We start from the raw sequence: 17,256 nt of genomic DNA, 5'->3' as shown, positions 1-17,256 counted from the left end.
CAGGGCCAGCATTCGCTGGCCCTTTCTTTTACAGCATATTACGAATCACATAATGCAGAATGCCGTCGTTCTGATAGTAAGTCAGTTCTGTCGCAGTATCGATACGACAGCGACACTGAATGACCTCCTGCTGTCCATCGGCGCGGGTAATCGTGACTGGAACCGTTGCCGCAGGATGCAGCGCCTGCAGGTTACTGATATCGATCCGCTCTTCGCCGGTCAGCTGTAGCGTTTTACGCGTCACGCCCTGCGGGAACTCCAGCGGTAATATCCCCATGCCAATGAGGTTGGAGCGGTGAATACGCTCGAAGGACTCGGCAATGACCACCCGCACGCCCAACAGACGCGGCCCTTTTGCCGCCCAGTCGCGGCTGGAGCCTGAGCCATACTCTTTACCGGCGATCACCGCCAGAGGGGTACCTTCAGCTTTGTACAGCATAGCCGCATCGTAGATGGCGATAGGCTGCGTGTCCGGCAAATGACGCGTCATCCCCCCTTCCACGCCCGGCACCATTTCGTTGCGGATACGGATATTCGCAAAGGTGCCGCGCATCATGACTTCATGGTTACCGCGTCGCGACCCATAAGAGTTGAAATCACCGCGCGCCACGCCGTGCTCCTGCAAATAGCGTCCTGCCGGGCTATCTGCCTTGATGCTTCCTGCCGGAGAGATATGGTCGGTGGTCACTGAATCGCCTAACATCGCCAGGATCCGGGCGCCGTGAATATCTTCTACCGGTTTCGGCTCAACCTCCATCTCATCAAAGAACGGCGACAGGCGAATATAGGTAGAGTCATCCTGCCAGCGATAGGTATCGGAACGCTCAACCTGAATCGCTTTCCACTCCTCGGTGCCTTCGAAGACTTCGGCATACTCTTTACGGAACATGTCGGTGGAAACCTGCTGCACCGCGCGAGCAATCTCCTCGCCGCTCGGCCAGATATCCTTCAGGAACACCGGCTTACCGTCTTTACCGACGCCGAGCGGTTCACGGGTCAGGTCAATGTTCATATTGCCAGCCAGCGCATAAGCCACGACCAGCGGTGGCGACGCCAGCCAGTTGGTTTTCACCAGCGGATGGATACGACCTTCGAAGTTACGGTTGCCGGAGAGCACTGCGCCGACGGTCAGGTCACCTTTTTTGATTGCCTCTTCGATAGGTTCCGGCAGCGGCCCGGAGTTACCGATACAGGTTGTGCAACCGTACCCTACGAGGTTAAAGCCCAACTCATCAAGATAAGGCGTCAACCCGGCATGCGCCAGATAATCAGAAACCACTTTCGAACCCGGCGCCAGCGAGGCTTTCACCCACGGCTGCGGTTTCAGGCCGCGCTCAACGGCGTTCTTCGCCAGCAGGCCGGCGGCCATCAGCACGCTCGGGTTGGAGGTATTGGTACATGAGGTGATTGCCGCAATCGCCACCGCGCCTTCCGGCAGCGAATAGCGTTGCCCATTGAGCGTATAATCAACCGGCTGGCGCGATTTTTGCGTTTGATTCACTTCCAGTTCGTTACTGGCGGCAAACGCTTTCGGCACATCGCCCAACGCGACGCGATCCTGCGGCCGTTTCGGCCCGGCGAGGCTGGCCTCAACCGTGCCCATATCCAGCGCCAGGGTGCTGGTAAAGACCGGCTCATCGCCCGTCTGCCGCCACATACCCTGCGCTTTGGCATAAGCTTCAACCAACGCCACCTGCTCTTCGCTGCGCCCGCTCAGGCGCATATAGCTGAGGGTCACTGCATCGATCGGGAAGAATCCGCAGGTCGCGCCATATTCCGGCGACATATTCGCAATGGTCGCCCGGTCGGCCAGCGGTAACGAGTCGAGACCATCGCCATAGAATTCGACGAACTTGCCTACCACACCGTGTTTGCGCAGCATCTGGGTCACTGTCAGCACCAGGTCGGTCGCGGTGATCCCTTCACGCAGTTTACCGGTCAGCTTGAAACCAACGACATCGGGAATGAGCATGGATACCGGCTGGCCAAGCATCGCGGCCTCCGCTTCAATCCCACCGACGCCCCACCCTAATACGCCAAGGCCGTTGATCATGGTGGTGTGCGAATCGGTACCCACCAGCGTATCCGGGTACGCCACCCATTCGCCATTCTGCAGTTCGCTCCAGACGGCACGGCCGAGATATTCAAGGTTCACCTGGTGGCAGATCCCGGTACCCGGCGGCACAACGCTAAAGCGGCTAAAGGCCTGCTGTCCCCAGCGCAGGAAAGCATAACGCTCGTGGTTCCGCTCCATTTCAAGACGCACGTTGTCTTCAAAAGCGTTTTCATTACCAAAACGGTCCACCGTCACCGAGTGGTCAATCACCAGGTCAACCGGCGAGAGCGGATTCACTTTCGCCGTATCGCCGCCCAGACGTTTTACCGCTTCGCGCATGGCAGCTAAATCGACCACCGCCGGTACGCCGGTGAAATCCTGCATCAGCACGCGTGCCGGGCGATAAGCGATTTCGCGGTCAGCATGCGCTGTCGCCAGCCAGCCGGCCAGCGCCTGAATGTCCTGTTCGGTGACCGAATCGCCGTCCTGCCAGCGCAGGAGGTTTTCAAGCAGAACTTTGAGAGATTTGGGCAGTCGAGTGAGATCGCCCAGTTGTTTAGCGGCCAGCGCCAGGCTGTAGTAATGGTAGGTTTTGTCTTTGACCTGTAGCGTATCCTTACTGGCTGCTCGTAATGTTGACGACATAGCTCCTCCTTTATCACAGGGATGCATGCCCTGAACTCCTCAGGGTCTTTATTAAAGATAACACAAACCTGACATAACACTTTGATAACAACTCAAATTGCTAAAATTGACAAAACCGTACAATTCAGAAAATTTGATGATAGCGATATTACAACGAGGAGATATTTGATGAGGTTAAGTAAGTTCCAAACAGCTAAACAAGTGTGATCGAAAAAGAGCTAATCACGGCTTGTCGTGATTAGCTCAGGATGGATTAACATTTAAAGCTGATAAGTCGGAAAATAATTTCTTCCACAGTGTTTCACAATTCCGGGTGCTAATTTTACCAACCTCCTTTTGTCACAAAAGTGAAATATAACTTTCTCTGATAAACTGCTTTAGCTAATAATCCAGATGAATAATGCAACGATGCACCAGAAAGCGCTAAGTCCCACCAGTAGTGAGCCCCAGACCTGACTGCGCAGCGTTGGATCGATTTCCGCTTTGTCACTTTGGTATGCCATCGCGAGCTTTGTATAATCGATATTGTTTATCATTTCATCACCACCAATTGCTAAAATCATCAGGTACAGATAAATCTTAATAAGATATATAAAATAGATCCAGCTAATTCAGGAACAGGTAAAAGGCTTTTAGCCGTTATTTTGATCGCAGCGGGTATAATGAAAAAATAATGAAGTGAAATACGCAGAAATGTGATTACAACGAGGTTTATAAGTTCTGATAAGGTCCATAATAGAAAATGGCACTCCCCGGAGGAAATGCCATTTAGCAATACGATTATTTTTCCGGCAGTTTAATATCTTTGAACATCGCCTCAATATCCTCATTCGAACGTAGCGCCACGGCTGTGTCTACCACATCCCGCGTCAAATGTGGCGCAAAACGCTGAATAAAATCATACATATAACTTCTGAGGAAGGTGCTTCGGCGGAAGCCTATCTTGGTGGTGCTGTGGCTGAAAATACCATTGGCATCAAGTTTTACCAGGTCCGGATCGGACACTGGATCGACCGCCATGCTGGCAATGACCCCAACACCAAGCCCTAAACGCACATAGGTTTTGATAACATCGGCATCAGTCGCGGTGAAGACGATACGCGGAGTTAGCCCGGCGCGATTAAACGCGGTATCCAGTTCGGAACGTCCGGTGAAGCCGAAGGTATAAGTCACCAGCGGGTACTGCGCCAGCTCTTCAATGGTCACCGAGCCTTTAGAAGCGAGCGGGTGATCCGGGGTCACCACAATTGAGCGGTTCCAGTGGTAACACGGCAGCATCACCAAATCGTCGTACAGATGCAGCGCTTCGGTAGCAATGGCAAAGTCGGCATTGCCCTTCGAAACCGCTTCAGCAATCTGCGTCGGCGACCCCTGATGCATATGCAAAGAGACCCGCGGATAACGCTCAATAAAGCCCTTAATCACCCCAGGCAGCGCGTAACGCGCCTGAGTATGGGTGGTGGCGACGTACAATGAGCCTTTATCCGGCCAGGTGTGCTCCCCTGCCACGGATTTAATGGCCTCAACTTTGGACAGCACTTCGCGCGCGATGCGGATAATTTCCTGCCCGGCTGGAGTGACCTGAGTTAAATGCTTGCCGCTGCGGGCAAATATCTGAATCCCTAACTCATCTTCCAGCATCCGCACCTGCTTGCTGATGCCTGGCTGCGAAGTATACAAACCTTCGGCGGTAGAGGAGACATTCAGGTTATGGTTAACAACCTCAACGATGTAGCGGAGTTGCTGTAGTTTCATGGCTGATATCCGTAAACGCGTAAAATGAATCCGCTTAATACACATTACGTTCAGACTGCTGCCTGCTGGCGGCAAAATGCCAGACATTCCCTGCGGCGCGCCGAACCAGCGCCACAACGCGTCCTGAAACCGATGATGTATAAGACGATTTGATAATAAAAAAGTGATTCGCTATAACCACTATATCATTTATATCTACAGTGTATAGATGGTAACAAAAAATAATAAGTCGGTTATAAAGCGGGAGCGACGAGGCGGTGCGCGTGGATAATCGAAGAGAAAATGGGCCGCATTGCGGCCCATTCAGAAGGTTACTTTTTCGCTTCAGTCCATTTGCCGTCGATAAAGAAAGCGGACCAGCCGGTCGCTTTGCCCTCTTTCTCGGAGGAGACGTACTGTTGCTTGGTCTTACGACTAAAGCGTACCAGCGTTTTATTGCCTTCCGGATCCTGCTGCGGCGCATCGGCCAGATAACGCAGCTTTTCAGGCAGGCGATCGCGGAAGCGGTACAACTCTTCCACTAATGGCGCACGCGTTTCACGTGATTTCGGGAAGGTGTTTGCCGCCAGGAAAACGCCCGCCGCGCCATCGCGCAGGACGAAGTAAGCGTCGGACTTCTCGCATGGCAGTTCCGGTAAAGGCACCGGATCTTCCTTCGGCGGAGCCACTTCGCCATTACGCAGGATCTTACGCGTATTTTTACACTCGTCGTTGGTACAAGCCATGTACTTACCAAAACGCCCCATTTTCAGGTGCATTTCGGAGCCGCATTTCTCACACTCCACGATAGGGCCGTCATAGCCTTTGATACGGAACTCGCCCTCTTCAATCTCATAGCCATCGCAGGTCGGGTTGTTGCCGCAGACATGCAGTTTGCGCTTCGGATCGATAAGGTAACTGTCCATCGCGGTGCCGCATTTCTGACAGCGACGTTTAGCGCGCAGCGCGTTGGTTTCGGCATCATCGCCTTCCAGCACGTTGAGGACTTCGTTTTCCGGTACCAGGTTAATAGTGGTTTTGCAACGCTCTTTCGGCGACAGCGCGTAGCCAGAGCAGCCGAGGAATACCCCGGTACTGGCGGTACGAATGCCCATTTTACGCCCGCAGGTCGGACAGTCGATGCTGGTCAGCACCATTGGGTTCGGCTGCATGCCGCCTTCTTCAGGATCCTTCTCAGCAGTCTGTAGCTGAGAAGTGAAATCGCCAAAGAAGTTATCCAGTACCTGTTTCCACTCGGCCTGATGATTAGCCACCTGATCGAGGCGGTCTTCCATCTGGGCGGTAAAATCGTAGTTCATCAGATCGCGGAAGTTCTCTTCCAGACGGTCGGTGACGATTTCACCCATCTTTTCAGCGTAAAAACGACGGTTCTCGGCGCGTACATAGCCGCGGTCCTGGATGGTCGAAATGATCGACGCATAAGTGGACGGACGACCAATGCCGCGTTTTTCCAGCTCTTTCACCAGCGAGGCTTCGCTGAAACGCGCAGGCGGTTTGGTGAAGTGCTGCGCTGGGGTCAGTTCCACCAGGCTCAGGCTGTCGCCCTGATTGACCACCGGTAACGTACGGTCTTCATCGCCTTTACGCAGCGCGGGCATTACTTTCGTCCAGCCGTCAAAGCGCAGCGTACGTCCGCGGGCTTTCAGTTTGAACTCGCCAGCCTGTACCGTCAGGGTGGTTGAGTCGTATTTTGCCGGGGTCATCTGACAGGCGACGAACTGACGCCAAATCAGTTGATATAATTTCTGCGCATCGGCTTCCATGTCTTTCAGCGATTCCGCCATCACGTTCACGTCAGAAGGACGAATCGCTTCGTGCGCTTCCTGCGAATTTTCTTTGCTGGCGTACTGATTCGCGTTTTCAGGCAGGTATTTTTTGCCGAAGTTATCGCCGATATAGCCGCGAACCATGTTCAGCGCATCCTGACTCAGGTTGGTTGAGTCGGTACGCATGTAGGTAATATGGCCGGCTTCATACAAACGCTGGGCCATCATCATGGTTTTCTTCACGCCGAAGCCAAGACGGGTACTGGCGGCCTGCTGCAGCGTGGAGGTGATAAACGGCGCGCCCGGCTTGCTGCTGGTCGGCTTATCTTCGCGCTCCAGCACGCTATAGCGCGCTTTTTCCAGCAGCGCGACGGCAGCCATGGTTTCGTCGCGGTTAACCGGACGGAACGGCTTGTCATTCTTGTGAGTCACCTGCAGCGGTAATGCATCGCCGCCCGGCGTGGTAGTACTGGCGTCGATCTCCCAGAACTCTTCCGGAACGAAGGCTTTAATTTCGCGCTCGCGTTCAACGACCAGGCGGACTGCGACAGACTGCACGCGTCCTGCGGACAGACCGCGGGCAATTTTTTTCCACAGCAGTGGAGAAACCATATACCCCACCACGCGGTCCATAAAGCGACGCGCCTGCTGGGCATTAACACGATCGATATTCAGCTCGCCCGGCTTCTCAAAAGCCTGACGAATCGCGTTTTTGGTGATTTCGTTAAACACCACGCGGCTGTACCGTTGCTCATCACCACCGATAACTTCCCGCAGGTGCCAGGCAATGGCTTCCCCTTCGCGGTCAAGGTCGGTTGCGAGATAGATGTGGTCGGCTTTTTCCGCCAACTGTTTGAGTTCTGAAACTACCTTTTCTTTACCCGGAAGTACTTCATAATGCGCATTCCAGTCGTGCCATGGGTCTACGCCCATGCGGTTGACCAGAGCGCCACGTTCATCCTTTTTAGGCTTTTTAGCCCCTTTGGTGGAGGTAGAGTCGGCGCTCTTTTTGGAAGCTGAGCCACTGGTCGGCAAATCGCGGATATGACCGACGCTGGATTTCACCACGTAGTCATTACCCAGATACTTATTGATCGTTTTGGCTTTTGCCGGGGACTCAACGATAACGAGAGCTTTACCCATATTCACCTTTACCTAATTTAATTCATCCAGGAATACATCGCACATTGATTCACCATCCACTAGCGACGTGCCTGATATGTTGCGGCCACGTCGATGGATATCAACCCTCTGCACGCCCAGTTTCACATCCATAAAACCAGATAGCTGAGTTTGCTGGCTTTTGCGAGCCAGGTTGCATAGCACGAAGAATTTTTGGCCGAATGTCAAGCAAATCTGTTGCCAGATCGCTGAAAGCGTCACACTGTACCTGATAAAATTCGTTACGCAACTTTATTAGCATGCAAAAGCTAACTCCGCCAGTAAAGTGATGTTTCTTAGCCAGTTGCAATTACCCCTGCACAATCAATGGAAAATTTGCCCGTTGCCCTCTCGCGGCGTAGACTACCGGCGAAGAACTACAGGAGTCCGTTATGCAAGGTACAACCCAACCCATCGAACGCCAGGCGTTACTTGAAATTGCCAACCAACTCATTCGCGATCATGAAGATACGTTAGCCGGAATTGAAGCCACCAACGTCGTTCAGCGTAACGGGGTTTTGGTGTTCAGCGGCGAGTTTTATCTTGATGAACAAGGTTTGCCGACAGCGAAGAGCACTGCCGTATTTAACATGTTCAAGTATCTCGCTCATGAGTTGTCAGATAAGTATCACCTGGTTAATTAATCGCCAGTCATTGATGGGCCGGCTCTCGGCTTAAGCCAGCCAGAAACAACAACGCGAGGTATCAGCCTCGCGTTGTTTTTATTACATTAACGGTTTTTGTCCACGCTGCCACCAGCGCAACAATAGACGGTCAGCGCTTTCCGCCGCGCTCCCGGTAACGCGATCGAGCAATTTCTTACGCTGCTGATAACGCACGCTAATCACATCGTGATTATCCATCATGCTCAACAGGAGTTCATCGCTGGTTTGTACCGCATCCGCCAGCCCTTTTTCCAGCGCCTGCACGCCGTACCAGTGCTCGCCGGTCGCCACCTTTTCGATATCCAGCGACGGGCGCATCTGATGGACGAAATCTTTAAAAAGCTGATGGGTTTCATTGAGATCGTCGCGGAACTTCTGTCGACCTTCCTCGGTGTTCTCGCCCAACATGGTTAACGTGCGTTTATATTGCCCGGCGGTATGGAGTTCAATATCGATGTCTTTGTTTCTCAGGAAGCGATTGATGTTGGGGATCTGCGCCACTACACCAATCGAGCCAAGGATAGCAAACGGCGCGCAGACGATTTTGTTCGCCACGCAGGCCATCATATAGCCGCCGCTGGCAGCGACCTTATCGACCGCGACCGTTAGCGGGATTTGTTTATCACGTAAGCGCTGCAGCTGCGAAGCCGCCAGGCCATAGCCGTGAACCACTCCGCCAGGGCTTTCCAGACGCACCACCACCTGGTCGCGCGCCTTCGCCGAAGCCAGCACCGCCGTAATTTCTTCGCGCAGGCCGCTTACCTCGTGAGCATCCATACTGCCTTTGAAATCCAGCACCCAGACACGCGCCTTGCCGCTGGGTTCCGCGGTACCCAATTTTGCCCGCGCTTTGGCCTCTTTGGCTTCCTGCTTATGTTTTTTCTTCTGCGCTTTATGCCAGAGTTTTTGCTGCGGGCCATCCAGCAGCGCCACCGCCAGCTCTTCTTTCATCTCCTTATATTGCTCGCTAAGATTCGTTACCCGCAGCTCGCCGCGCTGCTTCTTACGCTGAGTCAGATTAACGATAATGGCGGCGATAACCGCAATGGCGACGACGATAGTCGCAGCCTTGGCTAAAAATAAGCCGTACTGAGCAAGTAATTCCACGTTTTCACCTTGTGTAAAGCACTGACGTTGACGCACAGTGTACATCAGCCTTTATCATCAAGTCTCTGCGCTTTCCGTGCGCTGCGAGGCGCATTCCCGTTTTTTTTGTCGCAATGAAATCGTTGCAAGATATTAATTCTGCGAAGAGTTTCCCTTTGACTGATTGCAATCATCAATCGTTTGAGGCATAAAGCGCAAAAGTAAGATACCGAATAAGACATGGCCGTACGCAGGCCAGCAGAGGAGTCGCCGTGCACTATCAACCGCAATATCACCTACTTAAAGACCGTATCATTCTGGTCACCGGCGCCAGCGACGGCATTGGCCGTGAAGCCGCCCTCACCTATGCGCGCTACAGCGCAAGCGTGGTCCTGGTTGGCCGCAATGAAGAAAAACTGCGCGGCGTCGCGCAAGAAATTGAACAGGCTGGCGGTATTGCGGCACGCTGGTTCACCCTCGACCTGTTGACCTGCACGCCGCAGGAGTGCCAGCAGCTGGCGCAGAAAATCGCGATTCACTACCCGCGCCTTGACGGCGTGCTGCACAATGCCGGCCTGCTTGGCGACGTCTGTCCCATGGACCAGCAGGATCCTGAGGTATGGCAGCAGGTGATGCAGGTGAATGTTAATGGCACGTTTATGCTTACCCAGGCGCTTCTTCCTTTATTACTCAAGTCCGATTCCGGCTCGCTGGTGTTTACCTCTTCCAGCGTTGGCCGCCAGGGCCGCGCCAACTGGGGCGCCTACGCGGCCTCTAAATTCGCTACCGAAGGGATGATGCAGGTCCTGGCCGAAGAGTACCAAAGCCGTCATCTGCGGGTAAATTGTATTAATCCCGGCGGGACGCGTACCAAAATGCGCGCCAGCGCCTTCCCGACAGAAGATCCGCAAAAGCTGAAAACCCCCGCCGATATCATGCCGGTCTATTTATGGCTGATGGGCGACGATAGCCGGCGCAAAACCGGTATGACCTTCGATGCCCAGCCGGGGCGTAAACCAGGGATCTCCCAATGAGCGATCAACGCTACCGCGAGCGCCAGCAGCGGGTAAAAGACAAAGTCGATGCGCGGGTCGCGGCCGCCCAGCAAGAACGCGGGCTGATCATGGTATTTACCGGTAACGGCAAAGGCAAAACCACCGCCGCCTTCGGTACCGTCACCCGTGCGGTTGGACACGGTAAAAAAGCCGGCGTGGTGCAATTCATCAAAGGTACCTGGCCTAACGGTGAGCGTAATTTGCTGGAGCCGCACGGCGTCGAGTTCCAGGTGATGGCCACCGGCTTTACCTGGGATACGCAAAATCGCGACAGCGATACCGCCGCCTGTCTCGATGTCTGGCAGCACGGGCGCCGAATGCTCGCCGACGATAGCCTGGATCTGGTACTGCTGGATGAACTGACCTACATGGTGGCTTACGACTATCTGCCGCTGGAAGAGGTGCTGACGGCGCTGCGCAACCGCCCAGCGCATCAAACGGTGATGATTACCGGCCGCGGCTGCCACCGCGAGATTATCGAGATAGCTGACACCGTCAGCGAACTACGCCCGGTAAAGCACGCCTTTGACGCCGGGGTCAAAGCGCAGATGGGGATTGATTACTAACCGCCAGCCTCGCCAGCAGTTGGCCGTTTAATGGCAGGCATACGCAGTCCTCGCCGAGCGCCAGCTGTTGGTCGAGGACGTTTTGCCGCGAAACAAAGCGTTTGCGGTACTCGGTCGGCGTCAGTCCGCAGTATTTGTTAAAAGCGGCGATCAGGTATTTGTGCTCCTGAAAACCGCAGCTATGGCTGATTTCGGTGATCGGCGTACGCGTATCACGCAGTAGATTGCGAGCCTTATTCAGCCGCACCAGGGTCAGATACTCTTTAAAGTTGTAACGACTCACCCGCTTAAACAGCCGGGAAAACCACGAATAGCTCATGCCGCTGTGCTCTGCCACTTCGCTCAAGGTCAATGGCCGGTCGTAATGCAGATTAATATAATCAATACCTTTTTTAATCATCGACTCTTCGCGTAGCGAGCTCTCCTCACGCTCCTGAGGCTCTCCTGCCGTCACCAATGCATCAAGCAGCAAATATATCGCCGCGATACGCTGGAATGGCGTACGGTTATCGACAAGCTGTTGCAGCAGCGCCGTTAACCGCTGGCGCACCTGCCAATCCACGCTCTGCGCAATACGCCCGGCGGTACACCACTCCAGCCGCGGAGAGGGATGCATTTCATCAAACAGACCTGGCGAAAACTGCACGGTGACCAGTTGGCTACCGGGCATCTCCGCGCTGAGTGAATGCACTTCCTCCGCGTTGATATACAACATATCGCCCGCGCGCAATTGCCACTCCCGCTGGCCGACGGCCAGCGTGAAACCGCCATGCAGGACGGTGATAAGCTCCGGCGCCGGGTGCCAGTGAGGTTCGCAGTAGCGCACCTCGGCGGCGAAGACGTTGAGTTTCTCAGCGTCGAAGGCGATCAGCTCGTAGCCGCTATTGGTCGCCGGCTGCCCGCTTTGTGTCACCTGACGGGGATGCGTCACTGAAAACGGGAACACGGAGTACCTCCTGAACTTTTGTTGATTAATGACCCGCCAGCACGGCATTGAGTTCGTCGCGATCGATATCCAGCGCCAGGAACTCAGTCAATGCAATCAGCAAACCACAGAACAGATCCGGCGCCAGGCGGATAAGCTTTTCACGTACCAGGTCAGGCGCTACCCCGCTCTTCGCCGATATCAGCGCCACCACGCGGGCAAAGGCTTCCGGCTGTTGAATAAGCTGCTGCAGAGAATTGTCGTCGCGCAGCGGTACGTAGCGCGCAGGGCAATCAATCTCAACGCTTGCCGTTAAGGGAAGATCGCGAGACGAGGCGCCCACGTAGATTTGCCACTGCCCAGGGGTCACCAGCCAATCCGCCAGCCCCGGATGATAGCAGGCTAAATCAGCGACGGGCAGCGCAAGCTCAACGCGACGCGTTTCCCCTGCCAGCAACGACACTTTGCTAAAGGCTTTCAGCGCGCGAACCTCGCGGATCAGCTCCCCCTTCGGGGCCGTAACATACAGCTGTACAATCTCCTTGCCCTCGCAATCGCCGATATTCGTTAAATCAAAGGCGACATGCAGGGTTTCGCCTTCGGCAAGCCGCGATGCGGAAAGCGCAAGATTGGCATAGCTGAATTGGGTATAGCTCAGGCCAAAGCCAAACGGGAAACGCGGCGAAAGAAGGCGTTTATCGTAATAGCGATAGCCGACAAACAGACCCTCGCCATAGTGATGGCGCAGGTTTTCCCCTGGATACTGCAGCCAGGCAGGCGTCTCTTCGAGAGTATTTGGCACTGTGACGGTTAGCTTACCGCAGGGGTTGCGCTTACCGAAGAGAATTTCAGCCACGGCGCGCCCCATCCCCTGTCCGGCAAAGAAGGTTTCCAGCAGCGCCCGGCATTCGCCAAGCCATGGCATCACCACCGCATCGCTGTTGGCCAACACCACAACCACGTTTGGCTGTACCCCGGCGACCTCACGGATCAGCTGTTCGTGCGCGGGAAGAATATTCAGATCCTGGCGATCGCCATTCTCGCCATCTTCACCGACCGCCGTACTGACAAAAATCACTGCCACATCGGCGGCTCCGGCGACGTCACGCGCCTGCGCCAGCGCCTGCTCGTCGCTTTGATTGTCGTCTGGCGCGCCCGGCGCCCACGTGACCTTAAAGTCATCCCCGGCAAGATCGAAAATCTCATCCAGCGGACGGTCGAGTAAATAGGGAACCGTAGTGGCGCAACCCGAGCCCTGAATAACCGGCTCCTGAGCGGGTTTACCGATCACCGCGATGCGCGGCGTTTTGTGTGGCTTCAGCGGCAGCAGGTTGTCTTCATTTTTCAGTAATACGATGGATTCTGCCGCTAAACGCTGCGATAACGCATGATGTGCGGCAAAGTCAGCACGCGTGTGCGGCCGGCGATGTCGTTGCACTTTATCAACCAGTTCCAGCATCCGCAGACACGCCCGGTCGACCACCGGCATCGGTACCTCCCCGCAGGAGATTGCCGCCAGCAGGGTTTGTTTCTCCCGGCGGGTTTCCGGCATTGCCAGGTCATTGCCGGCAAGCAGCGATGCCGGGCGATCTTTAATACCGTACCAGTCGGACATCACCAGACCGTCATACCCCCATTCATCACGCAATACCTGGGTCAGTAAGAACGGATCCTGCGATGTTTGAACGCCATTAAGACGATTATAAGAAGACATCACCGTCCAGGGCTGGGATTTGGCGATCGCTCGTTGAAATCCGGCGAGATAGATTTCACGCAGCGCCCGCTCCTCAATAATCGAATCCATTTCGGTACGCCGATACTCGGAGTTATTGGCGGCAAAATGTTTAAGGCTGGCGCCGACGCCTTCGGCCTGTAAGCCGTTAATCAGCGCCGCGGCGATATCCCCACTAACGACCGGGTCCTCTGAATAGTATTCATAGCCGCGTCCAGCCAGCGGGGTGCGCCGAATGTTAATTCCCGGCCCCAATAGAATACCCACCCCCATCTGTTGGCATTCGCGACCCAGCGCTTCGCCCATCTCCCGTACCAGTTCAACATCCCAGCTACAGGCCAGACTGGAGCCATTCGGAAAACAGGTGGCCGGCAGCGAGGCGCTGAACAACGCTTCGCTGCCGCCCTTGGCGACAGGCTCGTCGGCGCTGGCCTGGTCGGCGGTTTGGGTAATCACCGAGATGAAGTCATCCATGCTCCACTTTTCATTGCCATCTATTTGCGCGCTGCTATAGCGCACGCCGTAGGTACCATCGGTCATCACGATATCGGGGATACCGTGCTGCGGCATCGATGCCGTGCGCCACAGGCCGCTGCCGGTCAGCAGCGCCACTTTTTCCTCTACCGACATGGCGGCGATAACGGTACTAAAATCGTTGTTCATCTCTCTGACTCCTTGAGGTTAAAGCGCGTTTTGCTTACGCAGGCTGATTTTCTGCACGATATCGCGATAGGTATTTTCATCTAACGCATAGCAGGCCACGAAGATGGCGCTGATGGCGAACATTGCGCCGGGGAAAAGCGTCATCAGAATATTGATGCCATTAATCGCATCGCTGGTCACATTACCCGCATCATAGTGATAAAGATCCAGCATCCAGCCCGCGCAGCCGCCGCCAATCGCCATCGCAATTTTGGTGATGAAGTTAAAGAAACCGTAGATGGCCCCCTCAGAGCGTATACCGTGATGCCATTCAGCATATTCGACGGTGTCGGCAATCATCGACCACATGGCGACAAAGCCCATGCCAAGCGTAATACTGTAAAGACACACGCCGATCATTATCAGCCACAGGTTATTACCAGCGATGAAATATTGCATCAGTACCCCCAGCACGCCAATTAACAACGCCAGAAGCGCCATTTTCTTTTTCCCCATTAACGCAATCACTTTCTCAGAGATAATGGTTCCAATAATATAAGCACCAGACTGAATCATGAAGAAAGTAGCGGTAAACCCTTCGCTGCCGATAATGTATTTAATAAAGTAAATGGCGATCGCCATCCAGACTGTATAGGCGATATAGAAAAACACGGTAAATAATGAAAGATGAATCAGTGGTGCATTACCTAATACCGCACGGAACATTTCGCGAAGCGTCGGCGCATTCATTTTATCCTCTTCGCCAACGCGTTCTTTGGTCATGCCAAAACAGGCAAGAAACATAAAAGTCGCTAACAGCGCAAAGCAGGAAACGGCAAAGACATAGCCCATTTGTTTGTCGTTAAAGGGCGAAATCAGCCAGTCTGCCGTTGTGGAAACAATCAGATACCCGACAATAGCCAACACAAAGCGATATACCGACAGCGACGAACGCGAGGCCTCATGCTGCGTCAAGCGGTTGGTCAATGCCGAATAAGGTGTGTTAACCGCCGTATAGGCCAGGCAATAGATGGTATAGGAGGCCAGCGCGAAATAAAATTTAGCTTCCCCACCAAATGGCACAAAACACAACACGGTTAAAAAGCCTAACGGTATCGCACCATATAATAGCCAGGGACGCAATTTGCCATATTTACTCTGCGTTTTATCAATTGCAAAGCCAATCAGGATATTAAAAATTGCGTCAATCACTCGGGCAATCACAAAGATCAGACTCGCCTGTACCGCGCTGATGCCATAAACATTAGTATAAAAAAATAGTAAGAATAACGAGACAAAACCGAACGATAAATTAGAGGCGAAATCGCCTAAGCCATAGCCTATCTTTTCTTTTACGCCGATGACCACATAGCTTGCCGATAACTTTGTTGTTGTACTCATTGCGGGCTACCTGTTTTGTAATCAGTGCCGACAGTATATGGCGACGCTAATAACATCACTTTGCGTTATTTGTCTGCGTAATTCCTGTTTCTTGTCTTTATGCGAAAGTGTGAAAAATGTCACAAGCGAGGGAAAAGAGGAGCATCCCGGCGGGAACCCGCCGGAATGTACAGCATTAGCCGTTAGTCTTGTTGCGGGTGCTGGAACGGCGGTTGCCGTTATTCCCCTGGCGAGGATTGCCGCTGGTCTGGCTATGACGCTTGACGGCGCGGCGGATTTGATTCGCTTTCATACGACGGCGATCTTTCTCCACCGCTACTTTGCTTTCGGTTTCCGCCGGCAGCTCCACCAGTTCACGAAGATAGTTGGTTTGCGCCAGATCCAGTTCAGTCCAGCCGCCGCGCGGCAGGCCTTTCGGCAGCAGAATATCGCCGTAGCGTACGCGGATAAGACGGCTAACCTGAACGCCGACGGCTTCCCACAGGCGACGCACTTCGCGGTTGCGCCCTTCGGTCAAGGTAACGTTATACCATTGGTTGATCCCTTCACCGCCGGTGAACTTAATCGTTTTAAACGCTGCAGGGCCATCTTCTAACTGTACGCCACGCGCCAGCTGGCGCAGTTTGTCTTCATCGACCTGGCCGAAAACGCGGACGGCGTATTCACGCTCAACTTCGCGGCTTGGGTGCATCAAACGGTTCGCCAGTTCACCATCGGTGGTAAACAGCAGCAGGCCGCAGGTGTTCACATCGAGGCGACCTACCGCAATCCAGCGCGCGCCGCGCAGTTTCGGCAGACGGTCGAAAACCGTTGGGCGCCCTTCCGGATCGTTACGGGTGCAGAGTTCGCCTTCTGGTTTGTAATAGGCCAATACCCGACAAATTTGCTCGGCAGATTCTTTTACCGAAATAAGATGACCGTCGATACGGATTTTCAAACCAGGTACGATTTCAACACGATCGCCGAGGGTTGCGATCTTACCATCCACGCTGACGCGTCCAGCTTCGATGATAGTTTCAATTTCGCGGCGGGAGCCATGGCCAGCACGAGCCAGCACTTTCTGTAATTTCTCGCTCATAGAGCTTCCTTTAGGTGTCGCCTTCCCAGGCGTCGGGATATTTTATATAAATCTATATAAATCAATGCGTTAGCACATTTCATTGCATGCTATTATACGCACTTTTCACCAGTTTGTAACCCAGTTTGTTGTGCAGTACGTTGGTAAAAAAGAGTTTAGATCTAAGGTGGATTTTAGACATGAAAAGATGAGCATGGGAGAGTTAACTTGATATCGTGCGTTAAGAACAAATACCGACCTATAAAACCAGTGTTATCCTCTGTTAAGAACGTAAATAAACCCAAAATTACAGCATAAAACACCGCACGTTTTGTTATCTGTGAATTTATCCAGTAAAGTTGATTTTCATCGTTGCAAAGCGAAGCGGTGAGGATTATCTTTAACACTATATGTGGTGGTTGAAAATAAATACAAACACCACATGTAACCATCACAACCATCAAAGGGCTGATAGCATGGCAAAGAATCCTAAGCAAACATCAAGTAAAATCGCTTCTGTTGCTGGTCAAACCTTAAACGATCCCAATGCTTCAAAGGTGCAAAAACGGTTGGCAGCCTCCGCACTTTCTCAGCGAGCCCCCTCCAGCCATACCAGCGAAACTATGGAAACGGTTGCAGCTAAGGCACTCGATAATCCGCGCTCAAGCGAAAAGACCAAACAGCTTGCAGCAACGGTGTTAGCTCAATCAACAAAATAAGAAACAAAAAAGGGGCGTAATGCCC

The 17,256-nt window shown here is 53.5% G+C and carries 13 protein-coding genes; 4 read left to right on the top strand and 9 right to left on the bottom strand.

The window, feature by feature from the left end:
* Nucleotides 1-28 precede the first annotated feature (28 nt).
* The 4 genes from acnA to topA form a co-directional block, all read right to left on the bottom strand.
* Nucleotides 29-2,701, bottom strand: coding sequence for an aconitate hydratase AcnA (gene acnA / locus ABLU86_RS04945; protein ID WP_015705737.1), 2,673 nt, complete (start codon nt 2,699-2,701; stop codon nt 29-31).
* Nucleotides 2,702-3,078: 377 nt separating this feature from the next.
* Nucleotides 3,079-3,237, bottom strand: coding sequence for a YmiA family putative membrane protein (locus ABLU86_RS04940; RefSeq protein WP_020078578.1), 159 nt, complete (start codon nt 3,235-3,237; stop codon nt 3,079-3,081).
* A 244-nt stretch (nt 3,238-3,481) separates the two neighbouring features.
* Nucleotides 3,482-4,456 carry an HTH-type transcriptional regulator CysB gene (gene cysB, locus ABLU86_RS04935; protein WP_015705738.1) on the bottom strand — a complete coding sequence of 325 codons (975 nt, stop codon included), beginning with the start codon at nt 4,454-4,456 and terminating at the stop codon, nt 3,482-3,484.
* Nucleotides 4,457-4,767: 311 nt separating this feature from the next.
* Nucleotides 4,768-7,365, bottom strand: coding sequence for a type I DNA topoisomerase (gene topA, locus ABLU86_RS04930; protein ID WP_015366223.1), 2,598 nt, complete (start codon nt 7,363-7,365; stop codon nt 4,768-4,770).
* Between the two features lie 410 nt (nt 7,366-7,775).
* Here topA and ABLU86_RS04925 point away from each other — a divergent pair, with 410 nt between their 5' ends.
* Nucleotides 7,776-8,027: a YciN family protein gene (locus ABLU86_RS04925; RefSeq protein ID WP_348795973.1), complete on the top strand. Its 252-nt coding sequence runs from the start codon at nt 7,776-7,778 to the stop codon at nt 8,025-8,027.
* Nucleotides 8,028-8,108: 81 nt separating this feature from the next.
* On the opposite strand, the gene sohB is transcribed toward ABLU86_RS04925, so the two are convergent.
* On the bottom strand, nt 8,109-9,155 hold the full coding sequence (gene sohB / locus ABLU86_RS04920; protein WP_032714716.1) for a protease SohB: 1,047 nt from the start codon (nt 9,153-9,155) through the stop codon (nt 8,109-8,111).
* 251 nt (nt 9,156-9,406) lie between these two features.
* Here sohB and ABLU86_RS04915 point away from each other — a divergent pair, with 251 nt between their 5' ends.
* Together ABLU86_RS04915 and cobO are read left to right on the top strand one after the other, a co-directional pair.
* The gene (locus tag ABLU86_RS04915) at nt 9,407-10,168 is read left to right on the top strand and encodes a YciK family oxidoreductase (RefSeq protein ID WP_015366220.1); all 762 of its coding nucleotides are present in this window, start codon (nt 9,407-9,409) and stop codon (nt 10,166-10,168) included.
* Nucleotides 10,165-10,755 (top strand): cob(I)yrinic acid a,c-diamide adenosyltransferase, encoded by a 591-nt coding sequence (cobO, locus tag ABLU86_RS04910; RefSeq protein ID WP_015366219.1) that lies wholly within the window; start codon nt 10,165-10,167, stop codon nt 10,753-10,755. The genes ABLU86_RS04915 and cobO overlap by 4 nt, the downstream gene beginning before the upstream one ends.
* Here cobO and ABLU86_RS04905 read toward each other — a convergent pair.
* From ABLU86_RS04905 to rluB, 4 genes are all read right to left on the bottom strand, one after another.
* The gene (locus ABLU86_RS04905) at nt 10,727-11,701 is read right to left on the bottom strand and encodes an AraC family transcriptional regulator (protein ID WP_015366218.1); all 975 of its coding nucleotides are present in this window, start codon (nt 11,699-11,701) and stop codon (nt 10,727-10,729) included. The two genes, cobO and ABLU86_RS04905, sit on opposite strands and share 29 nt — an antisense overlap.
* 25 nt (nt 11,702-11,726) lie before the next feature.
* The gene (locus tag ABLU86_RS04900) at nt 11,727-14,075 is read right to left on the bottom strand and encodes a glycoside hydrolase family 3 C-terminal domain-containing protein (RefSeq protein ID WP_348795972.1); all 2,349 of its coding nucleotides are present in this window, start codon (nt 14,073-14,075) and stop codon (nt 11,727-11,729) included.
* 18 nt (nt 14,076-14,093) lie between these two features.
* Complete coding sequence (locus ABLU86_RS04895; protein ID WP_348795971.1) at nt 14,094-15,455, bottom strand: MFS transporter; 1,362 nt, start codon at nt 15,453-15,455, stop codon at nt 14,094-14,096.
* Nucleotides 15,456-15,630: 175 nt separating this feature from the next.
* On the bottom strand, nt 15,631-16,533 hold the full coding sequence (gene rluB, locus ABLU86_RS04890) for a 23S rRNA pseudouridine(2605) synthase RluB (protein ID WP_015366215.1): 903 nt from the start codon (nt 16,531-16,533) through the stop codon (nt 15,631-15,633).
* A 455-nt stretch (nt 16,534-16,988) separates the two neighbouring features.
* Between rluB and ABLU86_RS04885 the strand changes: the two genes are divergently transcribed.
* Entirely contained in the window at nt 16,989-17,231 is a 243-nt protein-coding gene (locus tag ABLU86_RS04885; RefSeq protein WP_074185811.1) for a hypothetical protein, read from the top strand.
* The last annotated feature ends 25 nt before the right edge of the window (nt 17,232-17,256 follow it).

It is taken from the genome of Klebsiella sp. JN_Kp121 (assembly GCF_040062145.1).
Lineage (GTDB): Bacteria > Pseudomonadota > Gammaproteobacteria > Enterobacterales > Enterobacteriaceae > Klebsiella > Klebsiella aerogenes.
This window is presented reverse-complemented; position numbering and strand designations above follow the sequence as displayed.

What these genes read in the sequence shown, in the direction of transcription:
- cobO (WP_015366219.1), top strand. Translation starts at nt 10,165, where the DNA reads ATGAGCGATCAACGCTACCGCGAGCGCCAGCAGCGGGTAAAAGACAAA.
- ABLU86_RS04895 (WP_348795971.1), bottom strand. Translation starts at nt 15,455, where the DNA reads ATGAGTACAACAACAAAGTTATCGGCAAGCTATGTGGTCATCGGCGTA.
- ABLU86_RS04900 (WP_348795972.1), bottom strand. Translation starts at nt 14,075, where the DNA reads ATGAACAACGATTTTAGTACCGTTATCGCCGCCATGTCGGTAGAGGAA.
- ABLU86_RS04940 (WP_020078578.1), bottom strand. Translation starts at nt 3,237, where the DNA reads ATGATAAACAATATCGATTATACAAAGCTCGCGATGGCATACCAAAGT.
- cysB (WP_015705738.1), bottom strand. Translation starts at nt 4,456, where the DNA reads ATGAAACTACAGCAACTCCGCTACATCGTTGAGGTTGTTAACCATAAC.
- rluB (WP_015366215.1), bottom strand. Translation starts at nt 16,533, where the DNA reads ATGAGCGAGAAATTACAGAAAGTGCTGGCTCGTGCTGGCCATGGCTCC.
- topA (WP_015366223.1), bottom strand. Translation starts at nt 7,365, where the DNA reads ATGGGTAAAGCTCTCGTTATCGTTGAGTCCCCGGCAAAAGCCAAAACG.
- ABLU86_RS04925 (WP_348795973.1), top strand. Translation starts at nt 7,776, where the DNA reads ATGCAAGGTACAACCCAACCCATCGAACGCCAGGCGTTACTTGAAATT.
- acnA (WP_015705737.1), bottom strand. Translation starts at nt 2,701, where the DNA reads ATGTCGTCAACATTACGAGCAGCCAGTAAGGATACGCTACAGGTCAAA.
- ABLU86_RS04885 (WP_074185811.1), top strand. Translation starts at nt 16,989, where the DNA reads ATGGCAAAGAATCCTAAGCAAACATCAAGTAAAATCGCTTCTGTTGCT.